Genomic DNA, 22,111 nt, shown 5'->3' with positions numbered 1-22,111 from the left:
CCTTCCAAAAATATCGATCGGCACGGGGTCAGATATTGTCGCCCAGTGCGCCTTTGACTTCACCCTTGAGCTGTTGGCCCTTGCCCTTGGCTTCCTGCGCAGCACCGTCGGCGCGCGTCTCGGGGTTGTCGGACTTCTGCTTGGCCTTGCCGATGGCTTCGTTGGTGTTGCCTTTTACCTTGTCTACGAACTCGCCCATGGGGGATCTCCTTGGTTGAGGGGAAGTGCTTTCCGCCCCTTTCCATATCAATGCCTTGCCAGCGACCGGGTTCCGTAAAAAAGGCGCCCTTAGCCTGCCGCCAGCGCCAGGATGTGTTCCCATTCAGCCGGAGTGATTTCCGCCACCGATAGGCGCGACAAGCGCACCAGCTCAATCCCGTCGAGCGTCGCGTCCGCCTTGACCTCGGCCAGCGTGATCGGGCGTTCAAGCGGCCTGACGGGTTTGACCCTGACAGTTGCCCACTTGCCCTCGGCATCGGTCGGATCGGTGAGGCCCGTGGCGCTTACCTCCATGATGCCGACGATCTGCTTGTCGCTGACCGAATGGTAGAGGAAAGCCAGGTCGCCCACCTGCATGGCCCGCATATTGTTGCTGGCGCGGTGGTTGCGCACCCCGTCCCACACGGTTTCGCCATCGCGCACAAGATCGGCCCAGCCGTATTTCTCCGGCTCGGTCTTCATCAGCCAGAAGCGTGTCATGCTGCAAATTCCCGCTGCCCTAAACGCCCGCCAAGTGGGCTCGAGCCATTAATTAACCGAATATTGATCATGCTTTTGCATAAGGCCCTGTCACTTGAAGGGGCAAGCCGTGTTGGCGAAAGCTGTGGAAGATAAAGCCGGGGAAACCAAACCGCCGCTCGCAAAGGCAGAGCGCGACGTGGTGGCCCTGGGAATTGCGGTCGCCGCGATCATCCTTTTCGTGGCAACCGGCGGCACCGTGATGCCCCAGATCCTGCGCGCGTGGATGGGCAATGGAACCGGCCCGGACATGCTGCTGACCAACGCAGTCCTGCTCAACATCGCCCTGCTGATCTTCGGCTGGCGACGCTACAAGGAGCTGCACAAGGAAGTGGCCGAACGCCGCCGCGCAGAGGAAAAGGCCCGCCTGCTGGCCGAAACCGATCCACTCACCCAATGCCTCAACCGCCGCAGCGGGACGCCGGCCATCAACGGCCTCCTGGACCAGGCGCGTGCCGCCGGCCGGTCCGTGGCAGTGTTCATGATCGACCTCGACAACTTCAAGCAGATCAACGACCTCAATGGTCACCAGACCGGCGACCGTGTGTTGACCGCTGTGGCACAGCGCTTGCGCGAACAGATGCCCGCCGGGAGCGTGCTGGCGCGCATGGGCGGCGATGAATTCGTCTGCGCCTTCGGGCACGAGTCCAACGGGCGCGAGGGCATCGAACAGTTCGCGGCACGCATGATCGAACAGGTCGGCGCGCCGATCGACGATGGCCGAGTCATGGTCCAGCCAACGATTTCCGCCGGTCTTGTCAGCACTGAACAGGATCCGCTGACCGCCCCGGATATCGACGCCGCGATCCTGATCCACCGGGCCGACATCGCCATGTACCACGCCAAGAAGAATGGCCGGAACGGCTACTTCTGGTTCGAGCCCATGCTGGAAGATGAACTGCGCCTGCGCAACGATCTTGAATCCGCTATCCGGCGCGGAATTCCGGCAGGCGAGTTCGTGCCGTTTTACGAACAGCAAATCGACCTTGCTACGGGCCAATTGACCGGCTTCGAAATGCTCGCGCGGTGGAAATCCCCGCGTTACGGCCTTGTCAGCCCCGAAGTGTTCATCCCCATTGCCGAAGAGATCGACCTGATAGCCGACCTGTCGGAATGCCTGATCCGCCAGGCGCTGGTCGATGCACGCGACTGGGATCCGGACCTCACGCTTTCGGTCAATATCTCGCCGCTGCAGTTGCGCGATGCGTGGTTCGCCCAGAAGCTCCTGCACATCCTGGTCGAAAGCGGCTTTCCGCCTAGTCGGCTGGAAATCGAGATCACCGAAAGCTGCCTGCACGAGAATATCGGCGCGGTCCGCACGATCGTTTCCAGCCTGAAGAACCAGGGCATCAAGGTCTGCCTCGACGATTTCGGCACCGGTTATTCCAGCCTCAGCCAGCTACGCTCGCTGCCGTTCGACCGGCTCAAGATCGACCGCAGCTTCGTGGCCGAAATGACCCGCGAAGGGGCCAATTCCGACCTCGTGGAAGCAATTATCTCGCTGGGCCGCGGGCTGGCATTGCCGGTCACGGCCGAGGGCATCGAGACTTCCGAAGTGCTGAGCACCCTGCGCACGATGGGCGGTATGAAGGGCCAGGGCTATTTCTACGGCATGCCTGAAGATGCCGATGCGACCCGCCACCGCCTCGCGGCGCTCGACCTGCTTCCGAGCCGCCATGCCCGGCCCGCGCCAGTGCTCGAAGGCGTGCCCGAGGTCATCCCTGAGGACCGCATCAAGGCGGGCTGACGCCTCAACCTCGCCTGCCCGACACCTGCGCGCCCATTGCGCAAGTGCGCGCCGCGCCCTAACTGGCTCGCCATGCGCGTCGATTTCATCAAGATGCATGGCCTGGGCAACGATTTCGTCGTGCTCGACGCGCGGCTGCGGCCGCTGCCCGGCGCGATCACGCCGCGCGTGGCGGCCGCCCTGGCCGACCGCAACACGGGCATCGGTTGCGACCAGCTCATCGTGCTGGAGCCGCCCCCCCCCGAACGTCCCGATGCCGATTTCACCATGCGCATCTACAACCAGGATGGCGGCGAGGTCGAAGCCTGTGGCAATGCCACGCGTGCCGTCGGCCTGCTGGCTGGCGGGGCGGCGCGGATCGCCACGGCGGGCGGCCTACTCCAGACCCGCGCCGATGAAAACGGCATTGCAGTGGACATGGGCGTGCCGCGCTTTGAATGGGACGCAATTCCGCTCGCCTATGCGATGGATACCCTCGCCCTGCCGGTCGGCTGGGACGGGCTAGAACATCCCGCTGCGGTCAATGTGGGGAATCCCCACGTCGTGTTCTTCGTGGCCGATTGCGCTGCGGTTCCGCTCGCCAAGCTGGGACCGGAAATCGAGCATGATCAGCTGTTTCCGGCCCGCATCAACGTCAATGTGGCAACCGTGGTCGATCGCAGCACCATCCGCCTGCGGGTGTGGGAACGCGGCGTGGGCGAGACGCGGGCCTGCGGGACAGGCGCCTGCGCCACGGCTGTTGCCGCCATGCGCCGCGGGCTGGTTGATCGGGCGGTCACCGTGCGACTGGCGGGCGGCGACCTCGCCATAGACTGGGCCGAGGATGGCCGCGTGACCATGACCGGCCCGGCCACCGAAAGCTTTCGCGGCACATTCGACTGGTCCGCCTTTTCATGAACGACGTGCAGGTGATTTCCCTCGGCTGCCGCCTGAACCTGGCCGAAAGCGTGCATATTCGCTCCATGCTGGCGGGCGAGGATGTGGTGGTGGTCAACAGCTGCGCTGTCACCGCCGAAGCCGTCCGCCAGACCCGCCAAGCGATCCGCCGCGCCCGCCGCGAGCGGCCCGATGCGCGCCTGCTGGTCACCGGCTGCGCTGCCGAGGTGGAGCGCGCAAGCCTGTCGCAAATGCCCGAAGTGGACGGGCTGGTGGCCAATGCCACCAAGCTGGATGCCCGGGCGTGGAACGTGGCGGAAAGGCCCGCTGCCCCCTCAGTCACCCACACCCGCGCCTTTATCGCCGTGCAGAACGGGTGCGACCATGCCTGCACCTTCTGCGTCATTCCGCAAGGGCGCGGGCCAAGCCGTTCGCTCAGCGTGGCGCAGGTGCTGCGCGAAGTGGAACGTCACCTCGAACACGGCGCGGCAGAAGTGGTGCTGACCGGGGTGGATGTGACATCGTGGGGCCACGACCTGCCTGATGCCCCGCGCCTCGGCCAGCTTGTGCACACCGTTCTCGATGCCTTTCCGCGATTGCTCCGACTGCGGCTATCATCGGTCGATGGCGTGGAGATCGACCCGCTGCTGTTCGACCTCCTCGCCCACGAACCGCGCGTGATGCCGCACCTGCACCTTTCCATGCAGCACGGGCACGACCTGGTCCTCAAGCGCATGAAGCGACGCCATTCGCGCAGCCAGGCGGTGGAGCTGGTCCAGCGCCTCAAGGCCTTGCGCCCGGATGTGGCGGTGGGAGCCGACCTGATCGCCGGGTTCCCAACCGAGAGCGCCGAACATCACGCGGCCAACCGGTCGATCATCGCGGAGCTGGAGATCGTGCATCTCCACGTGTTCCCCTATTCGCCCCGCCCCGGCACGCCCGCCGCGCGGATGCCGCAGGTGGACAAGGCCACCATCAAGGCCCGCGCCGCCGATCTGCGCGCCGATGCCGTCGCCATCCGCGACAACTGGCTGCAATCACTCGTCGGCAAACCGCTGGAAGTGCTTACCGAAGGCGACGGCCACGGCTATGCCCCGCAGTTCGCCCGTATCGCCCTGCCCGCCGGCAGCCGCAGAGGAGACATCGTGACTGTCACGCCAACCACCGCCAGCCAGGGACTGCTGCAATGAGCGACAAGAGCTGGACCGAGCGCCTGTTTGGCGGTTTCCGCAAGACATCCGAGCGGCTGGGCGAGAACCTGACGGCTGTCGTCGGCACGGCCAAGCTGGATGATACCACGCTGGATGAGGTGGAAGACGCGCTGATCGTGTCCGACCTCGGCCCCGCCGCCGCGCGCCGCATCCGCACCAAGCTGGCGGAAAAGCGCTTTGGCCTGGCCATTACCGAGCGCGAGCTGAAGGAAGCCGTAGCCGACGAGATTGCCGAAATCCTGCGCCCCGTCGCCAGGCCCTTGCAGATCACCGCTTTCCCACGACCGCAGGTGATCCTGGTAATCGGCGTCAATGGCAGCGGCAAGACCACCACCATCGCCAAGCTGGCCCACCTGTTCCAGGAAGACGATTATGGCGTGATGCTGGCCGCCGGCGACACTTTCCGCGCCGCCGCCATCGGCCAGTTGAAAGTCTGGGCGGATCGCATCGGCGTGCCCATCGTGACCGGGCCCGAAGGCGGCGATCCGGCCAGCGTCGTGTTCGATGCTGTAAAGCTTGCCACCGACACCGGCATCGATGCGCTGGTGGTCGATACCGCCGGCCGGTTGCAGAACAAGCGCGAGCTGATGGACGAGCTGGCCAAGATCCGCCGCGTCCTTGGCCGCCTCAATCCCGAGGCGCCGCATGACGTGGTGCTGGTGCTGGATGCCACCAACGGGCAGAATGCCCTGTCGCAAATCGATGTGTTCAAGGAAGTGGCGGGCGTGACCGGCCTCATCATGACCAAGCTGGACGGCACGGCGCGCGGCGGCGTGCTGGTTGCGGCGGCAGAACAATATGGCCTGCCGATCCATGCCATCGGCGTAGGCGAGAAGATCGACGACCTGCGCCCGTTCGATCCCGACCTGGTGGCGCGCGTAATTGCCGGAGTTGCCTGATGAGTGAGACCCCCCAAGCTGCCACGCCCGCCAAGCCCGCATCGGGCTGGATCAACGTGGCGGTCGATTATGGCCCGCTGCTGGTGTTCTTCCTGGTGTACAAATACTACTCGCCCGATGGCGACGACGCGGCGGGCGAGATTTTCGCCGTAATCCGCGGGACCGGCGCTTTCATCGTGGCGGCGCTGATCGCGCTGGCGGTATCCAAACTGCGGCTGGGCAAGGTTTCACCCATGTTGTGGCTGTCCACCGTGCTGATCGTGGGCTTCGGCGCGCTGACGATCTACTTCCAGGACCAGCGCTTCATCCAGTGGAAGCCTACAATCATCTATGTCGGCTTCGGCGTGCTGCTGCTGGGCGGCTGGATGAAACGCAAGCCGCTGCTCAAATACCTGCTTGAAGCCGCCTTCGAGGGTCTGAGCGAGACCGGCTGGCTGAAGCTGTCGTTCAACTGGGGCGTGTTCTTCCTGGCGCTGGCCGTGCTCAACGTGGTGCTGATCTATGCGATGAGCTTTGAAGCCTGGCTGGCAGCAAAGCTGTGGCTGTTCATGCCGCTGTCTTTCCTGTTCACCTTCACCCAGATTCCCATGCTTCTGAAGCACGGCCTCAAGCTGGGCGAGGAGGACAAGGTGGTGCAGAATCCCCCTCACGAATAGGCACACGAACAGGCCACTTGCCGCCACGGCTTGCTTGGCCTTACAAGTGCCCCCTGACAGAACAACAATCAGGGGGGATCAACCATGACGAAATTCTTTGGCAACCTGCACGCCGTTCTGGCCGTGGGGCTGGTGGCAGCGATCGTGCTGATCGCATCTTTCACCGGCTGGACCGGCGAAGGCGCGAAAGCCATCACCGATGACGTGTTCCGCTGGCTGCACGTGTTCTTCGGCATCCTGTGGATCGGCCTGCTCTATTACCTGAACTTCGTGCAGGTGCCGACCATGCCTGCCATCCCGGCAGACCAGAAAGGCGCCATCACCGGGCACATTGCCCCCAAGGTGCTGTTTTTCTTCCGCTACGCCGCACTGCTGACCGTGGTGACCGGCATCATTGTCGCCGGCCATGGCATGTATCTCGGCGCCGCACTCAGCCTGTCGGGGACCGGCGGCGTGCTGCTGATCGGCATCGGCATGTGGCTGGCGCTGATCATGGCCTTCAACGTATGGTTCGTGATCTGGCCCGCGCAGAAGAAGGTCCTTGGCCTCGTCGAAGCCTCGCCTGAGCATAAGGCTAAGGCCGCCACCCGCGCCCTGATCGCCAGCCGCACCAATGTGCTGCTGAGTCTGCCGATGCTCTACGCGATGGTCAGCGCCAACCTGGGCTGACTTGCTGGACGCCAGAAAAAGGGGGCGCTCCGGTTGATCCGGGGCGCCCCCTTTTTCATGGCCGCCTCAAATCTCCACCTGGCTGCCCAGTTCGACCACGCGGTTGGTGGGCAGGCGGAAGAATTCCATCGGGGTGGCCGCGTTGCGCATCATCCAGCTGAACAGCTTCTCGCGCCAGATCGCCATGCCCGGCTTGTCCGCCGTCAGCAGCGTCTGGCGGCTAAGGAAGAAGCTGGTGTGCATGATGTCGAACTTGCCGCCGCAGATTTCCACCTGCTTGAGGGCCTTGGGCACGTCGGTCTCTTCCATGAAGCCATAGTGCAGGATCACGCGGTAGAAGCCTTCGCCCAGGTCCGCCGTTTCGATTCGCTGGGCTTCCTCGACAAAGGGCACCTCGGCGATCTGGACCGTCAGGACCACCACCCGTTCATGCAGCACCTTGTTGTGCTTGATATTGTGCAACAGCGCAGAAGGCGTGCCGGTGGAGCCGGAATTCATGAAGATCGCCGTGCCCGCTACCCGCTTGGCCGAGCTGTGGGCGGACTTGGCGAAGATATCGAGCGGCAGGCCGATCTCGGTCATCCGCTCGCGCATCAGCTTGCGGCCCTTGGCCCAGGTGGTCAGCAAGGTGAAGGCGATGGCGCCGATCAGCAGCGGGAACCAGCCGCCTTGCGGCACCTTGGTGAGGTTGGCGGCGAAATAGGCGCCGTCCACGATCAGGAACAGCAGCACCACCGGAATGGCGATCCAGGCCTTCCACTTCCACACGCCCAGCAGCAATACCGCCATCAGCAGGGTATCGAGCGTCACCGCACCGGTCACCGCGATGCCATAGGCGGCAGCCAGGTTGGACGAGTTCTGGAAGGTCAGCACCAGCACGATCACTGCCACCAGCAGCGCCCAGTTGATGAACGGGATGTAGATCTGGCCCGAGTGCGCATCGCTGGTGTGGCGGATCGACAGGCGCGGGATAAAGCCGAGCTGGATCGCCTGGTGGGTGATGGAAAAAGCGCCCGAAATTACCGCCTGGCTGGCGATGAAGGTGGCCGCCGTTGCCAGGAACACCAGTGGCAGACGCAGGTATTCCGGTGCGAGGAAGAAGAACGGGTTGCGGATCGCCTCTTCCGCCGCAACGCTTTCCATGCCCAGGATCATCGCGCCCTGGCCGAAATAGTTGAGCAGCAGGCAGGGCATGACAAAGCCGAACCACGAAAAGCGCATCGGCCCGCGGCCAAAGTGGCCCATGTCGGAATAGAGCGCCTCGGAACCGGTTACCGCCAGCACCACCGAGCCGAGCGCGAGGAAGGCGAGCCACTTGTCGGTGATGAAGAAGTTGATCGCGTACCACGGGTTGAGCGCGCGGAAGATCTCCGGCGCATCGAAGATATGGATCAGGCCCAGGGTGGCGATGACGCAGAAGTAGACCATCATCACCGGCGCAAACAGCGCGCCGACCTTGGCCGTGCCGCGCTTCTGGATCACGAACAGGCCCACCAGCAGGCCTAGCGCAATGGGGATGACATAGGGCGATAGCCCCTCGTCCACCACGGTCAGGCCTTCCACCGCCGATAGCACCGAGATGGCGGGCGTGATCATGCTGTCGCCATAGAACAGCGCCGTGGCAAAAACGCCGAGCAGCACCACGAGCCATCCGTGCGGTGAACTGCCGATGTGGCGCGACAGCAGTGCCACCAGCGCCAGGCTGCCGCCCTGCCCCTTGTTGTCTGCCTGCATCAGGATCGAGACATACTGGATCGAAACCACCAGCGTCATTGACCAGAAGATCAGGCTGACCACGCCGAGGATGTGGAGATCGTCGATCGGCAAGTGGTGCGCGCCGCGAAATGTCTCGCGGAAGGCATAGAGCGGGCTGGTGCCGATATCACCGAAGACCACGCCGATGGCGCCTGCCGCCAGCTTGGCCTGGGCGGTATGGGACTTGCTGCCGCTTGTCGGTGTACTCATCGGGATTTACGCCCCTTGTTCCCGCCATCAGACCCGTCATTGGCGCGGGAAAGCGCGGCCTCTAGCAGCGCCTGCCGCCTTAGGCAACATGCTGCAACGCAGCGCTACTCGGCACCTACTTCCGCAGGTTCGACGCCCTGCCCGACGGCAGTTTCACCTGCCGGAATCGCCCCTGCCTGCGCCAGCATGGTCTCAAGCCGCTCGGTCCGTTCGGCCATGAAGGCTTGGGCTTCGGTGCCATCCTCGCCCATCTGGTCGAGCGCGCTGCGCCACACCCCGCGGGCATCCATCATCCGGCCCTGCCGGATCAACGCAAGGCCAAGGAAATAGCCGGGTGCGGGGTTGTCCGGCGCAATCGTGCTCGCCTCGCGATAGGCATAGACCGAAGCCTGGGTCAGCACGCCATCGGCCTGTTCGGTGAGGACATTGCCGAGCGCCAGCCAGGCTTCGAAATCGGCCGGGTTCTGCTCCACCGCGATGCGCAGAAAATCGGCCGCATCGGTAAACTGTCCGCGGCTTGCAAAGGCATCGGCGGTGACCAGCCAGTTGCTGCGCGAACGGTATTCATCGCCCACCAGCAGGCGGCGGGCATCGGTCAGCTGCCATTCGTCGGAATAGGCAGTGCGGGCCAGCGAAGCAGGCGCGCCGCGCAGATCGGGGCTGGCCTGCAGCGTATAGCCCGCCAGGCCGAACACCAGCGCCGCCGCAAGGCTGGCCCACGTCATGCGCGGCAGGCGGAACGCGGCCACCGCCACGACAAAGGCTGCAAGGGCGAGGCCGATTGCCATGATCCAGCTCATTTGCCCGGTTCCTTACGCTTGACGAGCCGACCGCGCAGGATGAACGCGGCCAGCAGTAACACCAGCAGCGGGGCGACGAACAGTGGCCACGTGCTGGCGGTGACGCGCGGCTGATAGCTGACATATTCGCCATAGCGATCAACCAGCCACTGGCGCACTTCGGCCGGGCTTTCCCCCGCAGCGATACGCGTGCGGACCTGGTGGCGCATGTCGCCCGCCATCGGCGCATCGCTGTCGGCGATCGACTGGCTCTGGCACTTGAGGCAGCGCAGCGTGTGCATCAGGTCGGTGGCCTTGGCCTCCAGTTCCGGATCATCCAGTTGCTGGTAGGCATAGGGCGCCGGCGGCAGGCTGTCCTGCGCGGCGAGCGGCATCGGAGATGACAGCACAAGGGCCGTTACAAGCAAGAGCCGCCTCATGCCCCCGCCTCACGCAGTTGGTACAGAATGGTCTGCACATGCTCGGGCCGGATATCGCCGATATGCTGGTAGGTGATCACGCCGTTGCCATCGATCACGAAAGTCTCGGGCACACCAGAGGACCCCAGTTCGAGCTGGACCTGGCTGATGTCGTCCGCGCCGATGGCGGTGAACGGGTTGCCATAGAGCTGGAGGAACATGGCCACGTCTTCAGGCCGGTCTCGGATGGCGATCCCAACGATGTCGGCCCCGGCGGCGCGCAGGGTTTCAAGCTGCGGTGCCTCGGCCCGGCACGGCAGGCACCAGCTGGCAAAGATGTTGACCAGCCTCGGCTTGCCGTCGGCAAGATCGGCCTTGGACAGGCCGGGCATGGTGTCGATTGCCGGGCGCAAGTCAAAATCCGGCAGTGGTTCGCCGACCATTGCGCTCTGGATGAATTCGTCCTTCGGCTGGGTAAGCTGGTAACCGAACAGGACGAACAGGCCGCCGACGACCGCCACCAGCACCCACAGGAAGATGCGCAGCCGCTTCATCCTGCTGCTCTTTCGGCCTGATCGACCTTGCGATCGGCGATCTTGCGCTGCGCCCAGCGCCGTCGCAGATCCACCGACAGCCGGCCCATGAGGGCAATTGCGCCGCCAAGCGCGATCAGCAAGCCGCCGTACCAGATCCAGGTCACGAACGGCTTCCACCACAGCCGCACCTGCCAGCGCCCGTCCTCGGCCTGGTTGCCCAGCGCGGCGTAGAGCTGGCCGTTCCAGCGGGTAACCAGCGCCACTTCGCTCGTCTCGGTCGGCGGCGACCAGAAGGCGCGCGCCTGCGGATGGGTCATGATCGGTTCCCCGCCCTTGTAGCTGACGGCCAGCGAGGCTTCGATCGACTGCCAGTTGGGGCCCGACACCGGGACCACGCCCGCCAGGGTTCCGGTCCACGGACCGACCTCGATAATGTCACCCACATTGGCCGCCACCAGCCGTTCCTGCTGGTAAGCCGTATCGGCCGCCATGCCGAACAAGGCCACGGCCACGCCGAAGTGTGCGATCACCATGCCCCAGACCGCCAGCGGCATTCGGCGCAGGTTGCGGCCTCGCAGCGGCAGGAGGCTGCCAACGGCCACCATTGCAGCCAGGGTGATGCCCAGCAGCGGCAGGATGGCAATGCCCGACCACAGCCACACGCCGAGCAGCACGACCGCGCCAAGCCCGACCAGCGCAAGGAACATCGGCCGGATGCGGGCAAAGCTGTCGCGCCGCCAGTGGAGCAATGGCCCTACGGCCAGCACCACCAGCATCGGCAGCACGAAAATCGCGCTCACCGGATTGAAATAGGGCGGCCCCACCGAAACCCGCACATCGAACGCCTCGGTCAGCAGCGGATAGAGCGTGCCGAGCAGGACAATGCCGAGAATGGCCGACAAGGCGACGTTGTTCACCACCAGTGCGCCTTCGCGGCTCATCACGGTGAAGCGTTCGCCTTCGGCCACGGTGCCGGCGCGGAGGGCGAACAGCACCAGCGCACCGCCGATATAGATCGTCAACAGCGCCAGGATGAAGCTGCCGCGTTCGGGATCGACAGCAAAGGCATGGACGCTGGTCAGGATGCCCGAGCGCACGAGGAAAGTACCCAGCATCGACATCGAAAAGGCGATCACGCCCAGCAGCACGGTCCAGGCCCGCAGCGCATCGCGCGAAGCCAGCACGCTGGCCGAATGGAGCAGCGCTGTCGCCGCCAGCCACGGCATCAGCGCGGCGTTCTCCACCGGATCCCAGAACCACCAGCCGCCCCAGCCCAGTTCGTAATAGGCCCAGTAGGAGCCCGCGACGATACCGATCGTGAGCAGCACCCAGGCTCCCAGTATCCACGGCCGCATCACGCGGGCGAATTCCGGCGTAACCTGCCGTGTGAGCAAGGCACCGACCACAATGCTGAACGCAACCGACAGTCCGACATAGCCGAAATAGAGGGTCGGCGGATGGAAGGCCAGGCCGATGTCCTGCAACAGTGGGTTGAGGCCATTGCCCTGTGCCGGTGCGGGCGAAAGCCGCTCGAACGGGTTGGAGCTCAGCAGCAGGAAGGCATAGAAGCCCAGCGCCACAAAGGCCTGCGCGCCCAGCGTCGCCATCATGGTCCGTTCGGGCAGACGCCGCTCCAGCGCCGCGATCAACCCGCCTGCCAGCGCCATCACAGTGACCCACAGCAACATCGAGCCTTCGTGATTGCCGAACGAGCCGGAAAGCTTGAAGATCATCGGCTTGTCGGAATGGGAATTCATCGCGACCAGGTTCACCGACAGGTCTGTCACGGCAAACAGGTAGAGCAGGACGCCGAACGACAGGGCGCAGAGCAGCGCCTGCACCAGCGCTGCGGGTCTTGCCAGCATGGCGAGCCCGGCCAGCCCGGCACTCCCCTGCAGCCCGGCAATACCGGCGACAAGCTGCAGTCCAGCCAGGGCCGCACAGAGCCACAGGGCGACCAGACCAAGTTCGGCGATCATAGCACCGTCGCCTCTACCTGCTCGCGCACTTCCTCGCGGCTCATGCCTTCGAGCTCGCTTGGCATGTAGTTCTCGTCATGCTTGGCGAGGAGGTTGGAGGCGATGAAGGTGCCGTCTGTGCCCATGCTGCCTTCCGCCACCACGCCCGAATCTTCCACGAACAGCGCAGGGACGATGCCGGTAAACCTCACCGGGACGCGCGCAGCTCCGTCACCGACGATGAAGTGCACGGTGATGCCATCGGCATCGGTGCGGATCGATCCTGTCTCCACCATGCCACCCAGGCGCACGGCTTCGTCCGGCGCGGGCGCATCGGCCACGATTTCCTGCGGCAGATAGAAATAGTTCGCCTGGTTGCGCAGCGCCCATGCCGCCAGAAGGCCAGCGCCCAGCAGCGCGACCAGCGCGATCACCAGCAGCACCAGCCGCTGGTGCTTGGGCTTGATACCTGTGGTCATTGGCTGCGTGTCTCCTCTCGGCGCCGCTCGGCGCGGCGCATGGCGATCCAGCTCCACGCCACCATCGCCAGGGTGCTGGCAATGCCCACGGCATAGGCCGCGTTGACGAACAGCATCATGTCGAACGTCTCGCGCATCGGCCTAGAACCCCTCTGCCGCCTGCATTGCCTTGCGGCGCAATCGCGCTTCGGCCTGCACTTCTGCCAATATGGTGCGCATCCGCGCCAACACCACCCCGCCGAACAGCAGGGAGAAGCCGAGCGTGCAGATCAGCAGCGGATAGAGGAAGGCCGGGTCGATCGCCGAATTGCCCATGGTGATGGAAGGTGGCTGGTGCAGCGAATTCCACCACACCACGCTGCGGTTGATGATCGGGATGTTGATTGCACCGACCAGTCCGAAGATCGCGGCGATGCGGGTGCTCGCGCCTTCCCGCGCCAAGGCTCCGGAGAGGGCGATATAGCCGAAATAAAGGAACAGCAGCACCAGCATGGAGGTCAGCCGCCCGTCCCATACCCACCATGTACCCCATGTCGGACGGCCCCAGATCGAGCCGGTGGCAAGGCACACGAAGGTGAACACTGCACCGGGCACGGCAGAGGCCCGCGCGGCGATGGCGGCCAAGGGATGGCGCCATACCAGTTCGACCAGGCTGGCAATGGCGATGGACATCCAGCCCCCCATGCCGAGCCATGCGGTGGCCACGTGAAGCGGCAGGATCTTTACCGAATCCCCCATCAGCCGGTCTGGCGGATAGTTAAACCAGGCCCAGCCGAGCGCGCCCATGCCCAGCACCAGCCCCGACACCAGCAGCAGCGGGGTCAGCCATGTGGCAATCCTGAGGAAGCGGGCGGGATTGGCGAAACCGTGCATGATACCATTCTGGGGGGCAAATTGCGTTTGTCCCTTTGGCATTCCTGCACCCGAACCTCAAGCAAAGTCGGAGAAAATCGGCATTCCCAAATGTATCAGCCGCGCCCGATCAGCACCTGCGCCATGCGGTCTGCCACCCGGTCCGCGCCGAGGCGGGTCGCCTCGCATTCGCGCCACACGGCCAGCAGCCGGTCAGGGATGCCGCCGATCATCCGTTCGACTTCGGCCAGGTCACCCGGCACGCCCTTTTGCCGCGCGAGATATTCCAGGCTGACATTGATGATCCCGCCGGCGTTGATGACATAGTCCGGCGCATAGAGGATCCCGCGCTTGGCCAGCGCAACACCATCGGCCGACGTAGCGATCTGGTTGTTCGCCCCGCCCGCCACGATGCTGCAGGCTAGCCGCGCCACGCTCTGCGCATCGAGGATCGCGCCGAGCGCATTGGGACTAAACACGTCGCAGGGAACTTCCATGATCGCCGAGGCGTCGACCGCCGTTGCGCCCAGTTCTGCCGCCAGTGCCTCTGCCCGGGCGGCATCGATATCGGCCAACGTCAGCCGCGCGCCCTCTGCCGCAAGCAGGCGCGCCACGCCGCCGCCCACGCTGCCGCAGCCCTGCACGGCCACATGGACGCCTTCCACGCTGTCGCGGCCCAGCCGGTGCGCCACGGCAGCCTTGATGCCGAGGTAGATGCCGCGCGCGGTAAACGGCCCGGGATCACCGCCTGCCGAGCCTTCGCTGGCGGGCAAGCCGCAAACGTGCGCCGTGCGCGCGGCGATGGCGACCATATCGGCCTCGCTCGCGCCAACATCCTCTGCCGTCACATAGCGCCCGCCGAATGCCTCGATCGCATCGCCGAAAGCGGCCAGCATGGCGGGCGTGCGGGTGCGATCCTGGTCGAGCAGGACCACCGCCTTGCCCCCGCCCATCGGCAGGCCGGCCATGGCGTTCTTGTAACTCATCCCGCGCGACAGGCGCAGGGCATCCTTCATCGCGGCGGCCGGGTCGGCATAGTGCCAGAACCGCGTGCCGCCCGCGCCGGGGCCAAGGTGGGTGGAATGGAGGGCGATGATCGCGGTCAGGCCGCTGGCGCGATCGTGCACCAGCTCGACACGCTCGTGCTCGTCCCAATCGGCGCTGGTCCAGAATGCGGTCATCGTGCCAGTTCGTTTGAGGGTGTGGCCCGTTCGTGGTTTCGGTTCGGGCAGGAAATGCTGGGAAATGGGGCGATCGACGGGGTTTGAACCCGCGACCTCCGGTACCACAAACCGGCGCTCTAACCAACTGAGCTACGATCGCCATGTCCCAGGCACGCATGCCAAGATGCGCGGCTGATAGGCCGCTCGGGCCGGGGGTCAACCCCCTTGCCGCACGGGCGGCTGCCTGTTGCACAAGGCAGGCGGCTTGCAAAGTGAAAAGTGCGTGGCATCGGCGCCCGCGCAACAATCTTTCGCGCTTGTCGGCAGAGCGTGCGGGGCTATCACACACCTATGCCGAATCCGGGTGAAACCTCCGCCGACATCCTCCTGGCCACCCCCGGCCTGCGCCGCGTGCCGAGCGAGCGGCTGGAACTGTTCGATTTCCCCCGCTTCCTCTCCCCCGCCCTCGCCGCCGAACTGGTGACATTGGTGGAAAAGGATCGCCGCCCGTCCAAACTGGCCAACATGAACGGCGACTATGCCTTCCGCACCAGCGAGACCTGCGATCTCGATCCGACAGAACCCGCAGTGCAGGAACTGGAGGCGAAGCTGTTCGCACTGAACCACATCGACCCCGCGCATGGCGAGCCACTACAGGGCCAGCGCTATGCCGTGGGGCAGGAATTCAAGGCGCACACCGACTATTTCGAACCCGATGGCGTCGATTACCCGCGCTTCTGTTCCGTATCGGGCAATCGCACCTGGACCTTCATGGTCTATCTCAACGAAGTGGCCGCAGGTGGCGGCACGCGGTTCAAGGTGCTGGGCAAGACGTTCCAGCCGGAAGTGGGCAAGCTGGTGTGCTGGAACAACCGCCGCCCCGATGGCCGGTGCAACCCGAACACCCTCCACCACGGGATGAAGGTGCGGTCGGGCATGAAATATGTGCTGACCAAGTGGTATCGCGAGAGGGAATGGGGATGACCGTGGGTGAAGGTGGCTGCCACTGTGGCCAGGTGCGGTTCGCGGTCGACCTGCCGGATGAGCTGAAGCCCTCGCGGTGCAACTGCTCGATCTGCGCGAAGAAGGGCGCGGCGATGGTCTATGTGCCGCTGGCCGCCCTGACGATCACTGCGGGCGAGGACGTGCTGAAGGCCTATCGCTTCAACACCGGGGTGGCGCAGCATTGGTTCTGTTCCAACTGCGGCATCCACTGCTTCCACCAGGCGCGATCAGACCCGCATCTTTATGCAATTAGTGCGGCGACCATTGATGGCGTAGCGGTGTATGAGGACTTTGCCGAAATGCCGGTCAATGACGGGCAACACCACAGCCTCGACAACGATGGCGTCCGGAGCCTGGCAGGCACTCTGAAATTCGCGCCCTCGCCCGATGGCAAGTGGGCCAGGGACGGCTGGTAAGGCCTCAAACGAAAAGGGCGGCCCCGCAGGACCGCCCTTGTCTGTTGCCGTTGGCGCGAAGTCTTACGACTTCTTGAGGCTGAGCCCGCCGAAACGCTTGTTGAATTGGGCCACGCGACCGCCATCCTGCAGGCGCTGCGGGCCGCCGGTCCAGGCCGGGTGGCTGGTCGGATCGATTTCCAGGTTCATCGTGTCACCTTCCTTGCCCCAGGTGGTGCGGGTCTGGAACACGGTGCCATCGGTCATCTTGACCGTGATCATGTGGTAATCGGGATGCGTATCGGCCTTCATGGCAGTATTCCTTTTGCATGTGGCCGGTACCGACCGGCCTGCAGATGGGTGTGAATTCGGAAAGCGCGGCGCTTAGCGTCACGAGACGACAATGACAAGACTGAAACAGGCCCACCCCCGGCCCCTCCCGCAAGCGGGAGGGGAGAAGCCCGTCCCGGACCCGCGGGGTCCCAAAGGGCGACCGCCCGCCCGCAGGTGCCCGCAGCGTAGCGGAGGATCAGCACCGAGGACGAAGCCGCGGATGCGGCTTCGCAATCAGGACGCAGGCGCGTCCGCGATCATGGCGGTGAATTCGACTTCGCAGGTCACCTTGCCATCCACACTGGCCTTGCCCCAGAACTTGCAGACGCGGCTGCGCTGCTGGAGGAAGCCGGCTTTCAGTTCCAGCAGCACGCCGGGTTCCACCGGGCTGCGGAACTTGGCGTTGTCGATGGCCATGAAATAGACCAGCTTGCCCGAACCCGCCAGTTCCAGCGTCTCCACCGCGAGGATGCCGGCAGCCTGTGCCAGCGCCTCGATCTGGAGGACGCCGGGCATGATCGGGCGGCCGGGAAAGTGGCCCTGGAAGAACTGTTCGTTGAAGGTCACCGCCTTGATCGCGGTGATCTCCTCGCCCACTTTCAGTTCGGCCACCCGGTCTACCAGCAGCATCGGATAGCGATGCGGCAGGGCCTTCAGGATACGCGCGATATCGTAAGGCTTGTCGGCCTCAGCTCCCATTACCGCCCCTCGGTCGCCGGAGCCGCCGCGCCGTTTGCACCGGCAGCCTGCTGCTGGCGGGCAATGGCGAAGACCTGCTGGACCTGCTGGTAGAGGTTCACGATCGCCTGGTTGGGCTGCCAGCCGGCCGGCGGAGTAACCGTGACCGAAGGCACGCGGGCATTGAGCGCGGTGACCACGAACTGCGTCACATCCATGCCGTCAGTGGCAAAGACGACGGCTTCGGGCGACAGCATCACCTGGATCGAACGATCGGTAATGACCTGCTGCACGGCCGCGCCATACTGCTGGCCAACCTGGCTGACGACATAGGCCTGGGCCAGTTGAATCGGCGCCTGGGCAGCGTTGATCTGGTCGTCCAGCGTGTTGATCTGCACCACGGTGGGATTGTCAGGGGTCAGGACGGCCTGCTCGGCTTCGTCAACCTGGCCATCATTGTTGGTGTCCAGCGTCTGCAGCAGCTGGTTGCGCTGGGCGCTCAGCTGGTCGCGCTGGGTGATCTGTGCAGCATAGGTGGTGGCGATCTGCTGGAAGCCGGTCTGCAGGGCCTGGCTGCTGGCCACGGCCACGGCAGGCTCGGTCACGGCCATGCCGTTGACCTGCGCCGCTGCCGGAACGGCAATGGCGAGCGCGGGGATGATAGCGGCCGCAAGGGCCGGCTTGATGAAGTATTTGATCATCAGAAAGAGGTTCCTACGTTGAAGGACAAGGTCTTTGTTTCATCGCCCGGCTGGCTGAGCACGTCATAGGCGAGATCGATGCGGAACGGGCCGAACGGCGAGTTCCAGTTGACGCCAACACCCACCGTCAAACGCGGCTTGGGGGTGTTGCCGTAAAATTCCTCGACGAACGGCTGAAGCCGCAGTCCTAGCGGGTTGTTGGTCGCGCTTTCCAGACATCCGGGATTGGGATTGACCGGATTGGTTACCTGGACAACCGTGCCGGTACAGGTCGGAGGAGTGCCCGTTAACGTTGAGTCGTTCAGCTGGCTATACAACTGCTGCCCTTCGCCGTTCAGCTGCGGCACGAACAGGCCATCGGGCAGCGGGCTGTTGATCAATTGCGGACGGCGGACGCCCCAGACCGAACCGATATCGGCGAAGAGCGAAGGACGAAGGCCCATCTCGCGCGCACCCGAACCGAGCGGGATTTCCAGCTCTGCCCGGCCGAAGTAGTAGAAGCGGCCGCCCAGTGCGTCATTGGGATTACGCTCGTCGTCGATCGGAAGCAGGACTTGAACACCATCGGCATCCCTTTCGTAAAGGCGCCGAATAACCCGCGGCCCGATGCCGCGGATGTCGAACCCGCGGATATCGGGCTCACCCAGCTGGAAGCGGTCGGTCAGGCGCACTTCGTCGCCAATGCCACTGATCGCGCCGCCCTCGGCCCGGAGCGAGAAAATGAAATTGCTCCCCAGATCGAAGAACTTCGAACCGTTGAGCCGGGCCCGCAGATAGCGCGTGCTGCCGCCCAGCCCGGCAAAATCGACGCTGGCGCTAAGCACCGAACCGCTCGTCGGGCGGCGGCGGTTGTTGAGCGTATCGTGGACCAGCGACAGGCCAAGGATCGAATTCACCCGGTTGCCGATGGCATCGCACAGGTAGCGTCCGGCCAGCAGCGGTTCGCACTGACGCACCCCGTCACCGTCGAAATCGGCGAAGAACTGGTTCTCGTCGATCGTCACGTCTTCGATGTTGAGCGTATAGCGCCCGATCAGCGACAGATATTCCGTCAGCGGCACACCGGCACGGAAGGCAATACCCGTGGTGGACTGTTCGTAGGTCGCACTCTGCCTGTTGAAGAAGCCGTTGTTGTAATCCTGCCGGTAGATATCCACGCCGGCCGAGATGTTGCGATCGAACAGGTAGGGTTCGGTAAAGCTGATCGAACCCGAGCGCGAATAGCGTGAGTAGTTCAGCGACAGGCCGACCGACTGGCCGCGCCCGCGGAAGTTGTTCTGCCGGATCGATCCCTGGAAAATGAAGCTTTCAAGGCTGGAGAAGCCGGCCGACAGGGTCAGTTCGCCGGTCGGGCGCTCCTGCAGGTTGGCCTGGAGCACGATACGATCGGGCGCGCTGCCCTCGACCTGCTCGACCTCGAAGTTTTCCTGGAAGTAACCCAGCGAGTTGATCCGGGCCGTAGTCCGGGCCACCTGGAGCGAGCTGAAGGCATCGCCTTCCACCAGGCGGAATTCACGGCGCACCACCTTGTCCTGGGTGATCGTATTGCCGTTGATCTCGATGGACTCGACATAGACGCGCGGCGCATCGCTCAGGGTAAAACGCACGTCCATCGTGCGATTTTCGCGGTTCGGCACGAACTGCGGGCGCACCTGGGCGAAGGCATATCCGAAGGTGCCGGCCGTGTCGGTCAACTGCTCGATCGTGTTATCGACCAGCTCCGCGTTGTACCAGTCCCCTTCCTGGATGCGGATCGACTGGGTCAGGCGGTCACTGTCGAAATCGCGCAGCTGGCTGACCACCTCGACATTGCCGAAGCGGTAGCGTTCGCCTTCTTCCAGCACATAGGTGATGATGAAATCGCGCTTGTCGGGCGTGAGTTCGGCCACGGCGGACACGACGCGGAAATCGGCATAGCCTTCGGTCAGGTAGAACTGGCGCAGCAGCTGCTGGTCATACTGCAGACGGTCGGGATCGTAGCTGGTGTTGGAGCTGAAGATCTTCAGCAGGCCCGATTCCTTGGTGACCATCTCGCCCCTCAGCCGGCCGTCCGAGAACGCCTCGTTGCCGATGATGTTGATCTGGCGGACCTTGGACTTGGGACCTTCGGTAATCTCGAAAATCACGTCCACGCGGTTCTGGTCGAGCATGACCATCTGCGGTTCGACCGTGGCGGCATAGCGGCCCTGGCGCTTGTACAGCTCGATAATGCGGGCGACGTCTGCCCGCACGCGGCTGCGGGTGAAGATCTGGCGCGGCGAGAGGTTGATTTCCTCGCGCAGCTTGTCGTCCTTGATGCGCCGGTTGCCTTCCAGCAGGACGCGGTTGATGATCGGGTTTTCCTCGACCGTGATGGTTACGTTGCCGCTGCTGTGGGTAATGCGGTAATCGGCAAACAGCTCGGTCGCCGCAAGGTCGATCAGCGCCTGGTCGGCGCGGGCAGCGGTATAGACTTGGCCTTCGCGCAACTGGATATAGCTGCGGATCGTTTCGGGCTCCAGCCGCTGCGATCCGACCACGGTGATCGAGCGGATCACCTCGCCCTGCTCGGCGGGCGCGGCCGGTGCCGGAGTCTGCTGCACGGCCGGTTCCTGTGCCAACGCAGCAACAGGCAGTCCGGCAAGCACGGTGCAGCCCAACAGGGCCACGGCGAATTTCGAAGCTGTCTTGCCGTGCGCGTGTTGCGCCATAAAGCTCATCATCCGTCCATTCCCAACGACATTGCGCTTGCGTCCTTGCAGCGAAGAGACTCCGCAAGGGGAGTCGGTAATTGTGACCATCCGCAAGGTGAAAGGCGCCCCTTGCCCGATGCGGCCTGTTCGATCAAGCGATCAGGCCGCATTTGGCGCCGGTGAAGCCATCATTTTCCCCGCCTCGCTGTTCCCGCCCCGCTGTTCCCGCCTTGGGTCCCCTATGCCGCCTAGCTGCCGAATATGGGCAACTTGGCAATGTCGATAATCGTCACGAACAGCATCAGGCATAGCACAAGCGCCATCCCGGTGCGGAACGCCCATTCCTGACTGCGCGGGCTGGCCGGTTTCCGGCGGATCGCTTCGGCCGCGTAGAAAGCCAGATGCCCACCGTCGAGGACGGGGATTGGCAGCAGGTTGATGAATGCCAAATTAAGCGACACGAAGGCCACGAAACTGATGAATTCCGGCCACCCCAGGCTCAGCTGTTCGCCGCTGAACTTGGCCATCGAAATCGGTCCACCCAACTCCTTCACCGAGCGCTGGCCGGTGATGATCTGGCCAATGCCGACGACCATCATCTTCGCCGCGCTCCAGCTCGAACTGGTGCCGAAGGCCAGGGCGTCGATCGGACCGGTCGGCTCGAAAACCCGGGCAGTGGTGGTCGTAAGAATGCCGAGAACGCCGATGCGGGATTCGTTGCCGAAGCGGTCCACCATATCGACAGAAGCAACGGTGACAGGCACGCTGTCCGTCCGCCCGTCGCGCTCATAGGTGATTGTCACCGTGCGGCCGGGATAGATCACCACAAACTGCCGCACATCGTTGAAATCGGTGATCTGCACATTGTCGATCGCCACGATGCGGTCGCCTTCCTCCAGCCCCGCGGCCATGGCGGCGGAATCTTCGGAGAACCCCTCGATCACCGGCGGCGTGGTCGGCTTGCCATAGATCATGGCGAAGGCGGCGAATATGCCGATGGCGATCAGCACGTTGGCGACCGGACCGGCGGCCACGATCAGGGCCTTCTGCCACAGCGGCTTGGCCTGGAAGCACTTGTCGCGTTCTTCCTGCGGCAGGGCTAGATATTCCTCGCTCGGCTGGCTGGCCGGGCTCATGTCGCCGGCAAACTGGACATAGCCGCCCATGGGCAGGGCTGACAGCCGCCAGCGGGTGCCGCGCTTGTCGGTATAGCCCGCAATTTCCTTGCCGAAGCCGACCGAGAAGACATTGGCCTTCACCCCGAACCAGCGCCCCACAAGGTAATGGCCCAGCTCATGCAGGGTAATGAGCGGCCCCAGCATCAGCAGGAAGCCGAGCGCCATCATCCACAGCGGAACGGATTGCAGAGTTTCGGGCAAG

Annotated in this window: 24 protein-coding genes and 1 tRNA gene; 8 read left to right on the top strand and 17 right to left on the bottom strand. The window is 64.2% G+C overall.

Going from position 1 to position 22,111, the window contains the following annotated elements; genetic code table 11:
* Positions 1–28 precede the first annotated feature (28 nt).
* Positions 29–199 (bottom strand): CsbD family protein, encoded by a 171-nt coding sequence (locus tag M3P36_RS09510; RefSeq protein ID WP_249703018.1) that lies wholly within the window; start codon positions 197–199, stop codon positions 29–31.
* 89 nt (positions 200–288) lie between these two features.
* On the bottom strand, positions 289–699 hold the full coding sequence (locus M3P36_RS09505) for an EVE domain-containing protein (RefSeq protein ID WP_249703017.1): 411 nt from the start codon (positions 697–699) through the stop codon (positions 289–291).
* A 109-nt stretch (positions 700–808) separates the two neighbouring features.
* Here M3P36_RS09505 and M3P36_RS09500 point away from each other — a divergent pair, with 109 nt between their 5' ends.
* The 6 genes from M3P36_RS09500 (at position 809) to M3P36_RS09475 (ending at position 6,796) form a co-directional block, all read left to right on the top strand.
* The gene (locus tag M3P36_RS09500; protein WP_249703016.1) at positions 809–2,485 is read left to right on the top strand and encodes a putative bifunctional diguanylate cyclase/phosphodiesterase; all 1,677 of its coding nucleotides are present in this window, start codon (positions 809–811) and stop codon (positions 2,483–2,485) included.
* A 72-nt stretch (positions 2,486–2,557) separates the two neighbouring features.
* On the top strand, positions 2,558–3,382 hold the full coding sequence (gene dapF, locus M3P36_RS09495; protein ID WP_249703015.1) for a diaminopimelate epimerase: 825 nt from the start codon (positions 2,558–2,560) through the stop codon (positions 3,380–3,382).
* Complete coding sequence (locus M3P36_RS09490; protein ID WP_249703014.1) at positions 3,379–4,551, top strand: MiaB/RimO family radical SAM methylthiotransferase; 1,173 nt, start codon at positions 3,379–3,381, stop codon at positions 4,549–4,551. The genes dapF and M3P36_RS09490 overlap by 4 nt, the downstream gene beginning before the upstream one ends.
* A complete protein-coding gene (gene ftsY, locus M3P36_RS09485) occupies positions 4,548–5,471 on the top strand; it encodes a signal recognition particle-docking protein FtsY (protein WP_249703013.1) in 924 nt (307 codons plus the stop codon). Before M3P36_RS09490 ends, ftsY begins: the two co-directional genes overlap by 4 nt.
* A complete protein-coding gene (gene ispZ / locus M3P36_RS09480) occupies positions 5,471–6,127 on the top strand; it encodes a septation protein IspZ (RefSeq protein WP_249703012.1) in 657 nt (218 codons plus the stop codon). Before ftsY ends, ispZ begins: the two co-directional genes overlap by 1 nt.
* A gap of 84 nt (positions 6,128–6,211) precedes the next feature.
* A complete protein-coding gene (locus M3P36_RS09475; protein ID WP_249703011.1) occupies positions 6,212–6,796 on the top strand; it encodes a urate hydroxylase PuuD in 585 nt (194 codons plus the stop codon).
* 66 nt (positions 6,797–6,862) lie between these two features.
* Here the strand turns inward: M3P36_RS09475 and M3P36_RS09470 are convergent, their stop codons facing one another.
* The 10 genes from M3P36_RS09470 to M3P36_RS09425 form a co-directional block, all read right to left on the bottom strand.
* A complete protein-coding gene (locus M3P36_RS09470) occupies positions 6,863–8,761 on the bottom strand; it encodes a potassium transporter Kup (RefSeq protein ID WP_249703010.1) in 1,899 nt (632 codons plus the stop codon).
* Between the two features lie 104 nt (positions 8,762–8,865).
* Complete coding sequence (locus tag M3P36_RS09465) at positions 8,866–9,561, bottom strand: tetratricopeptide repeat protein (protein WP_249703009.1); 696 nt, start codon at positions 9,559–9,561, stop codon at positions 8,866–8,868.
* The gene (locus M3P36_RS09460) at positions 9,558–9,980 is read right to left on the bottom strand and encodes a cytochrome c-type biogenesis protein (protein WP_249703008.1); all 423 of its coding nucleotides are present in this window, start codon (positions 9,978–9,980) and stop codon (positions 9,558–9,560) included. Before M3P36_RS09460 ends, M3P36_RS09465 begins: the two co-directional genes overlap by 4 nt.
* Entirely contained in the window at positions 9,977–10,513 is a 537-nt protein-coding gene (locus M3P36_RS09455; RefSeq protein WP_249703007.1) for a DsbE family thiol:disulfide interchange protein, read from the bottom strand. Before M3P36_RS09455 ends, M3P36_RS09460 begins: the two co-directional genes overlap by 4 nt.
* Positions 10,510–12,474 carry a heme lyase CcmF/NrfE family subunit gene (locus M3P36_RS09450; RefSeq protein WP_249703006.1) on the bottom strand — a complete coding sequence of 655 codons (1,965 nt, stop codon included), beginning with the start codon at positions 12,472–12,474 and terminating at the stop codon, positions 10,510–10,512. Before M3P36_RS09450 ends, M3P36_RS09455 begins: the two co-directional genes overlap by 4 nt.
* A complete protein-coding gene (gene ccmE / locus M3P36_RS09445) occupies positions 12,471–12,932 on the bottom strand; it encodes a cytochrome c maturation protein CcmE (RefSeq protein WP_249703005.1) in 462 nt (153 codons plus the stop codon). The genes M3P36_RS09450 and ccmE overlap by 4 nt, the downstream gene beginning before the upstream one ends.
* Positions 12,929–13,069, bottom strand: a complete 141-nt coding sequence (locus M3P36_RS09440; protein ID WP_249703004.1) for a hypothetical protein — start codon at positions 13,067–13,069, stop codon at positions 12,929–12,931. Before M3P36_RS09440 ends, ccmE begins: the two co-directional genes overlap by 4 nt.
* Positions 13,070–13,073: 4 nt before the next feature.
* Positions 13,074–13,805 carry a heme ABC transporter permease CcmC gene (gene ccmC / locus M3P36_RS09435; RefSeq protein WP_249703003.1) on the bottom strand — a complete coding sequence of 244 codons (732 nt, stop codon included), beginning with the start codon at positions 13,803–13,805 and terminating at the stop codon, positions 13,074–13,076.
* Positions 13,806–13,900: 95 nt separating this feature from the next.
* A complete protein-coding gene (locus M3P36_RS09430; RefSeq protein WP_249703002.1) occupies positions 13,901–14,965 on the bottom strand; it encodes a Glu/Leu/Phe/Val family dehydrogenase in 1,065 nt (354 codons plus the stop codon).
* A 65-nt stretch (positions 14,966–15,030) separates the two neighbouring features.
* Positions 15,031–15,107: transfer RNA gene (locus M3P36_RS09425), tRNA-His, on the bottom strand.
* 191 nt (positions 15,108–15,298) lie between these two features.
* On the opposite strand from M3P36_RS09425, the gene M3P36_RS09420 reads away from it, so the two are divergent.
* Positions 15,299–15,931, top strand: a complete 633-nt coding sequence (locus tag M3P36_RS09420; RefSeq protein ID WP_249703001.1) for a prolyl hydroxylase family protein — start codon at positions 15,299–15,301, stop codon at positions 15,929–15,931.
* A complete protein-coding gene (locus tag M3P36_RS09415) occupies positions 15,928–16,368 on the top strand; it encodes a GFA family protein (RefSeq protein WP_249703000.1) in 441 nt (146 codons plus the stop codon). Before M3P36_RS09420 ends, M3P36_RS09415 begins: the two co-directional genes overlap by 4 nt.
* A gap of 63 nt (positions 16,369–16,431) precedes the next feature.
* On the opposite strand, the gene rpmE is transcribed toward M3P36_RS09415, so the two are convergent.
* The 5 genes from rpmE to rseP form a co-directional block, all read right to left on the bottom strand.
* Positions 16,432–16,659 carry a 50S ribosomal protein L31 gene (gene rpmE / locus M3P36_RS09410; RefSeq protein WP_249702999.1) on the bottom strand — a complete coding sequence of 76 codons (228 nt, stop codon included), beginning with the start codon at positions 16,657–16,659 and terminating at the stop codon, positions 16,432–16,434.
* Positions 16,660–16,914: 255 nt separating this feature from the next.
* Positions 16,915–17,379 carry a 3-hydroxyacyl-ACP dehydratase FabZ gene (fabZ, locus tag M3P36_RS09405; protein ID WP_249702998.1) on the bottom strand — a complete coding sequence of 155 codons (465 nt, stop codon included), beginning with the start codon at positions 17,377–17,379 and terminating at the stop codon, positions 16,915–16,917.
* A complete protein-coding gene (locus M3P36_RS09400) occupies positions 17,379–18,059 on the bottom strand; it encodes an OmpH family outer membrane protein (RefSeq protein WP_249702997.1) in 681 nt (226 codons plus the stop codon). Before M3P36_RS09400 ends, fabZ begins: the two co-directional genes overlap by 1 nt.
* The gene (gene bamA / locus M3P36_RS09395) at positions 18,059–20,749 is read right to left on the bottom strand and encodes an outer membrane protein assembly factor BamA (RefSeq protein WP_502798376.1); all 2,691 of its coding nucleotides are present in this window, start codon (positions 20,747–20,749) and stop codon (positions 18,059–18,061) included. The genes M3P36_RS09400 and bamA overlap by 1 nt, the downstream gene beginning before the upstream one ends.
* A 230-nt stretch (positions 20,750–20,979) precedes the next feature.
* Positions 20,980–22,110, bottom strand: a complete 1,131-nt coding sequence (gene rseP, locus M3P36_RS09390; RefSeq protein ID WP_349630563.1) for an RIP metalloprotease RseP — start codon at positions 22,108–22,110, stop codon at positions 20,980–20,982.
* Between the last annotated feature and the right edge of the window lies 1 nt (position 22,111).

Origin of the sequence: Altererythrobacter sp. KTW20L (assembly GCF_023501975.1) — a bacterium.
Taxonomy (GTDB): domain Bacteria; phylum Pseudomonadota; class Alphaproteobacteria; order Sphingomonadales; family Sphingomonadaceae; genus Alteraurantiacibacter.
Note: the sequence above shows the minus strand (reverse complement) of the source record. Positions and strands in the feature narration are given on the sequence as shown.

Bases quoted from the DNA above. Each gene is read 5' to 3' on its own strand.
- M3P36_RS09430 (WP_249703002.1), bottom strand. From the start codon at position 14,965: ATGACCGCATTCTGGACCAGCGCCGATTGGGACGAGCACGAGCGTGTC.
- M3P36_RS09475 (WP_249703011.1), top strand. From the start codon at position 6,212: ATGACGAAATTCTTTGGCAACCTGCACGCCGTTCTGGCCGTGGGGCTG.
- ispZ (WP_249703012.1), top strand. From the start codon at position 5,471: ATGAGTGAGACCCCCCAAGCTGCCACGCCCGCCAAGCCCGCATCGGGC.
- M3P36_RS09470 (WP_249703010.1), bottom strand. From the start codon at position 8,761: ATGAGTACACCGACAAGCGGCAGCAAGTCCCATACCGCCCAGGCCAAG.
- rpmE (WP_249702999.1), bottom strand. From the start codon at position 16,659: ATGAAGGCCGATACGCATCCCGATTACCACATGATCACGGTCAAGATG.
- M3P36_RS09460 (WP_249703008.1), bottom strand. From the start codon at position 9,980: ATGAGGCGGCTCTTGCTTGTAACGGCCCTTGTGCTGTCATCTCCGATG.
- M3P36_RS09465 (WP_249703009.1), bottom strand. From the start codon at position 9,561: ATGAGCTGGATCATGGCAATCGGCCTCGCCCTTGCAGCCTTTGTCGTG.
- bamA (WP_502798376.1), bottom strand. From the start codon at position 20,749: ATGGCGCAACACGCGCACGGCAAGACAGCTTCGAAATTCGCCGTGGCC.
- M3P36_RS09490 (WP_249703014.1), top strand. From the start codon at position 3,379: ATGAACGACGTGCAGGTGATTTCCCTCGGCTGCCGCCTGAACCTGGCC.
- M3P36_RS09450 (WP_249703006.1), bottom strand. From the start codon at position 12,474: ATGATCGCCGAACTTGGTCTGGTCGCCCTGTGGCTCTGTGCGGCCCTG.
- M3P36_RS09440 (WP_249703004.1), bottom strand. From the start codon at position 13,069: ATGCGCGAGACGTTCGACATGATGCTGTTCGTCAACGCGGCCTATGCC.
- ccmC (WP_249703003.1), bottom strand. From the start codon at position 13,805: ATGCACGGTTTCGCCAATCCCGCCCGCTTCCTCAGGATTGCCACATGG.
- dapF (WP_249703015.1), top strand. From the start codon at position 2,558: ATGCGCGTCGATTTCATCAAGATGCATGGCCTGGGCAACGATTTCGTC.
- M3P36_RS09415 (WP_249703000.1), top strand. From the start codon at position 15,928: ATGACCGTGGGTGAAGGTGGCTGCCACTGTGGCCAGGTGCGGTTCGCG.
- fabZ (WP_249702998.1), bottom strand. From the start codon at position 17,379: ATGGGAGCTGAGGCCGACAAGCCTTACGATATCGCGCGTATCCTGAAG.
- M3P36_RS09510 (WP_249703018.1), bottom strand. From the start codon at position 199: ATGGGCGAGTTCGTAGACAAGGTAAAAGGCAACACCAACGAAGCCATC.
- M3P36_RS09400 (WP_249702997.1), bottom strand. From the start codon at position 18,059: ATGATCAAATACTTCATCAAGCCGGCCCTTGCGGCCGCTATCATCCCC.
- M3P36_RS09455 (WP_249703007.1), bottom strand. From the start codon at position 10,513: ATGAAGCGGCTGCGCATCTTCCTGTGGGTGCTGGTGGCGGTCGTCGGC.
- M3P36_RS09505 (WP_249703017.1), bottom strand. From the start codon at position 699: ATGACACGCTTCTGGCTGATGAAGACCGAGCCGGAGAAATACGGCTGG.
- M3P36_RS09420 (WP_249703001.1), top strand. From the start codon at position 15,299: ATGCCGAATCCGGGTGAAACCTCCGCCGACATCCTCCTGGCCACCCCC.
- ftsY (WP_249703013.1), top strand. From the start codon at position 4,548: ATGAGCGACAAGAGCTGGACCGAGCGCCTGTTTGGCGGTTTCCGCAAG.
- ccmE (WP_249703005.1), bottom strand. From the start codon at position 12,932: ATGACCACAGGTATCAAGCCCAAGCACCAGCGGCTGGTGCTGCTGGTG.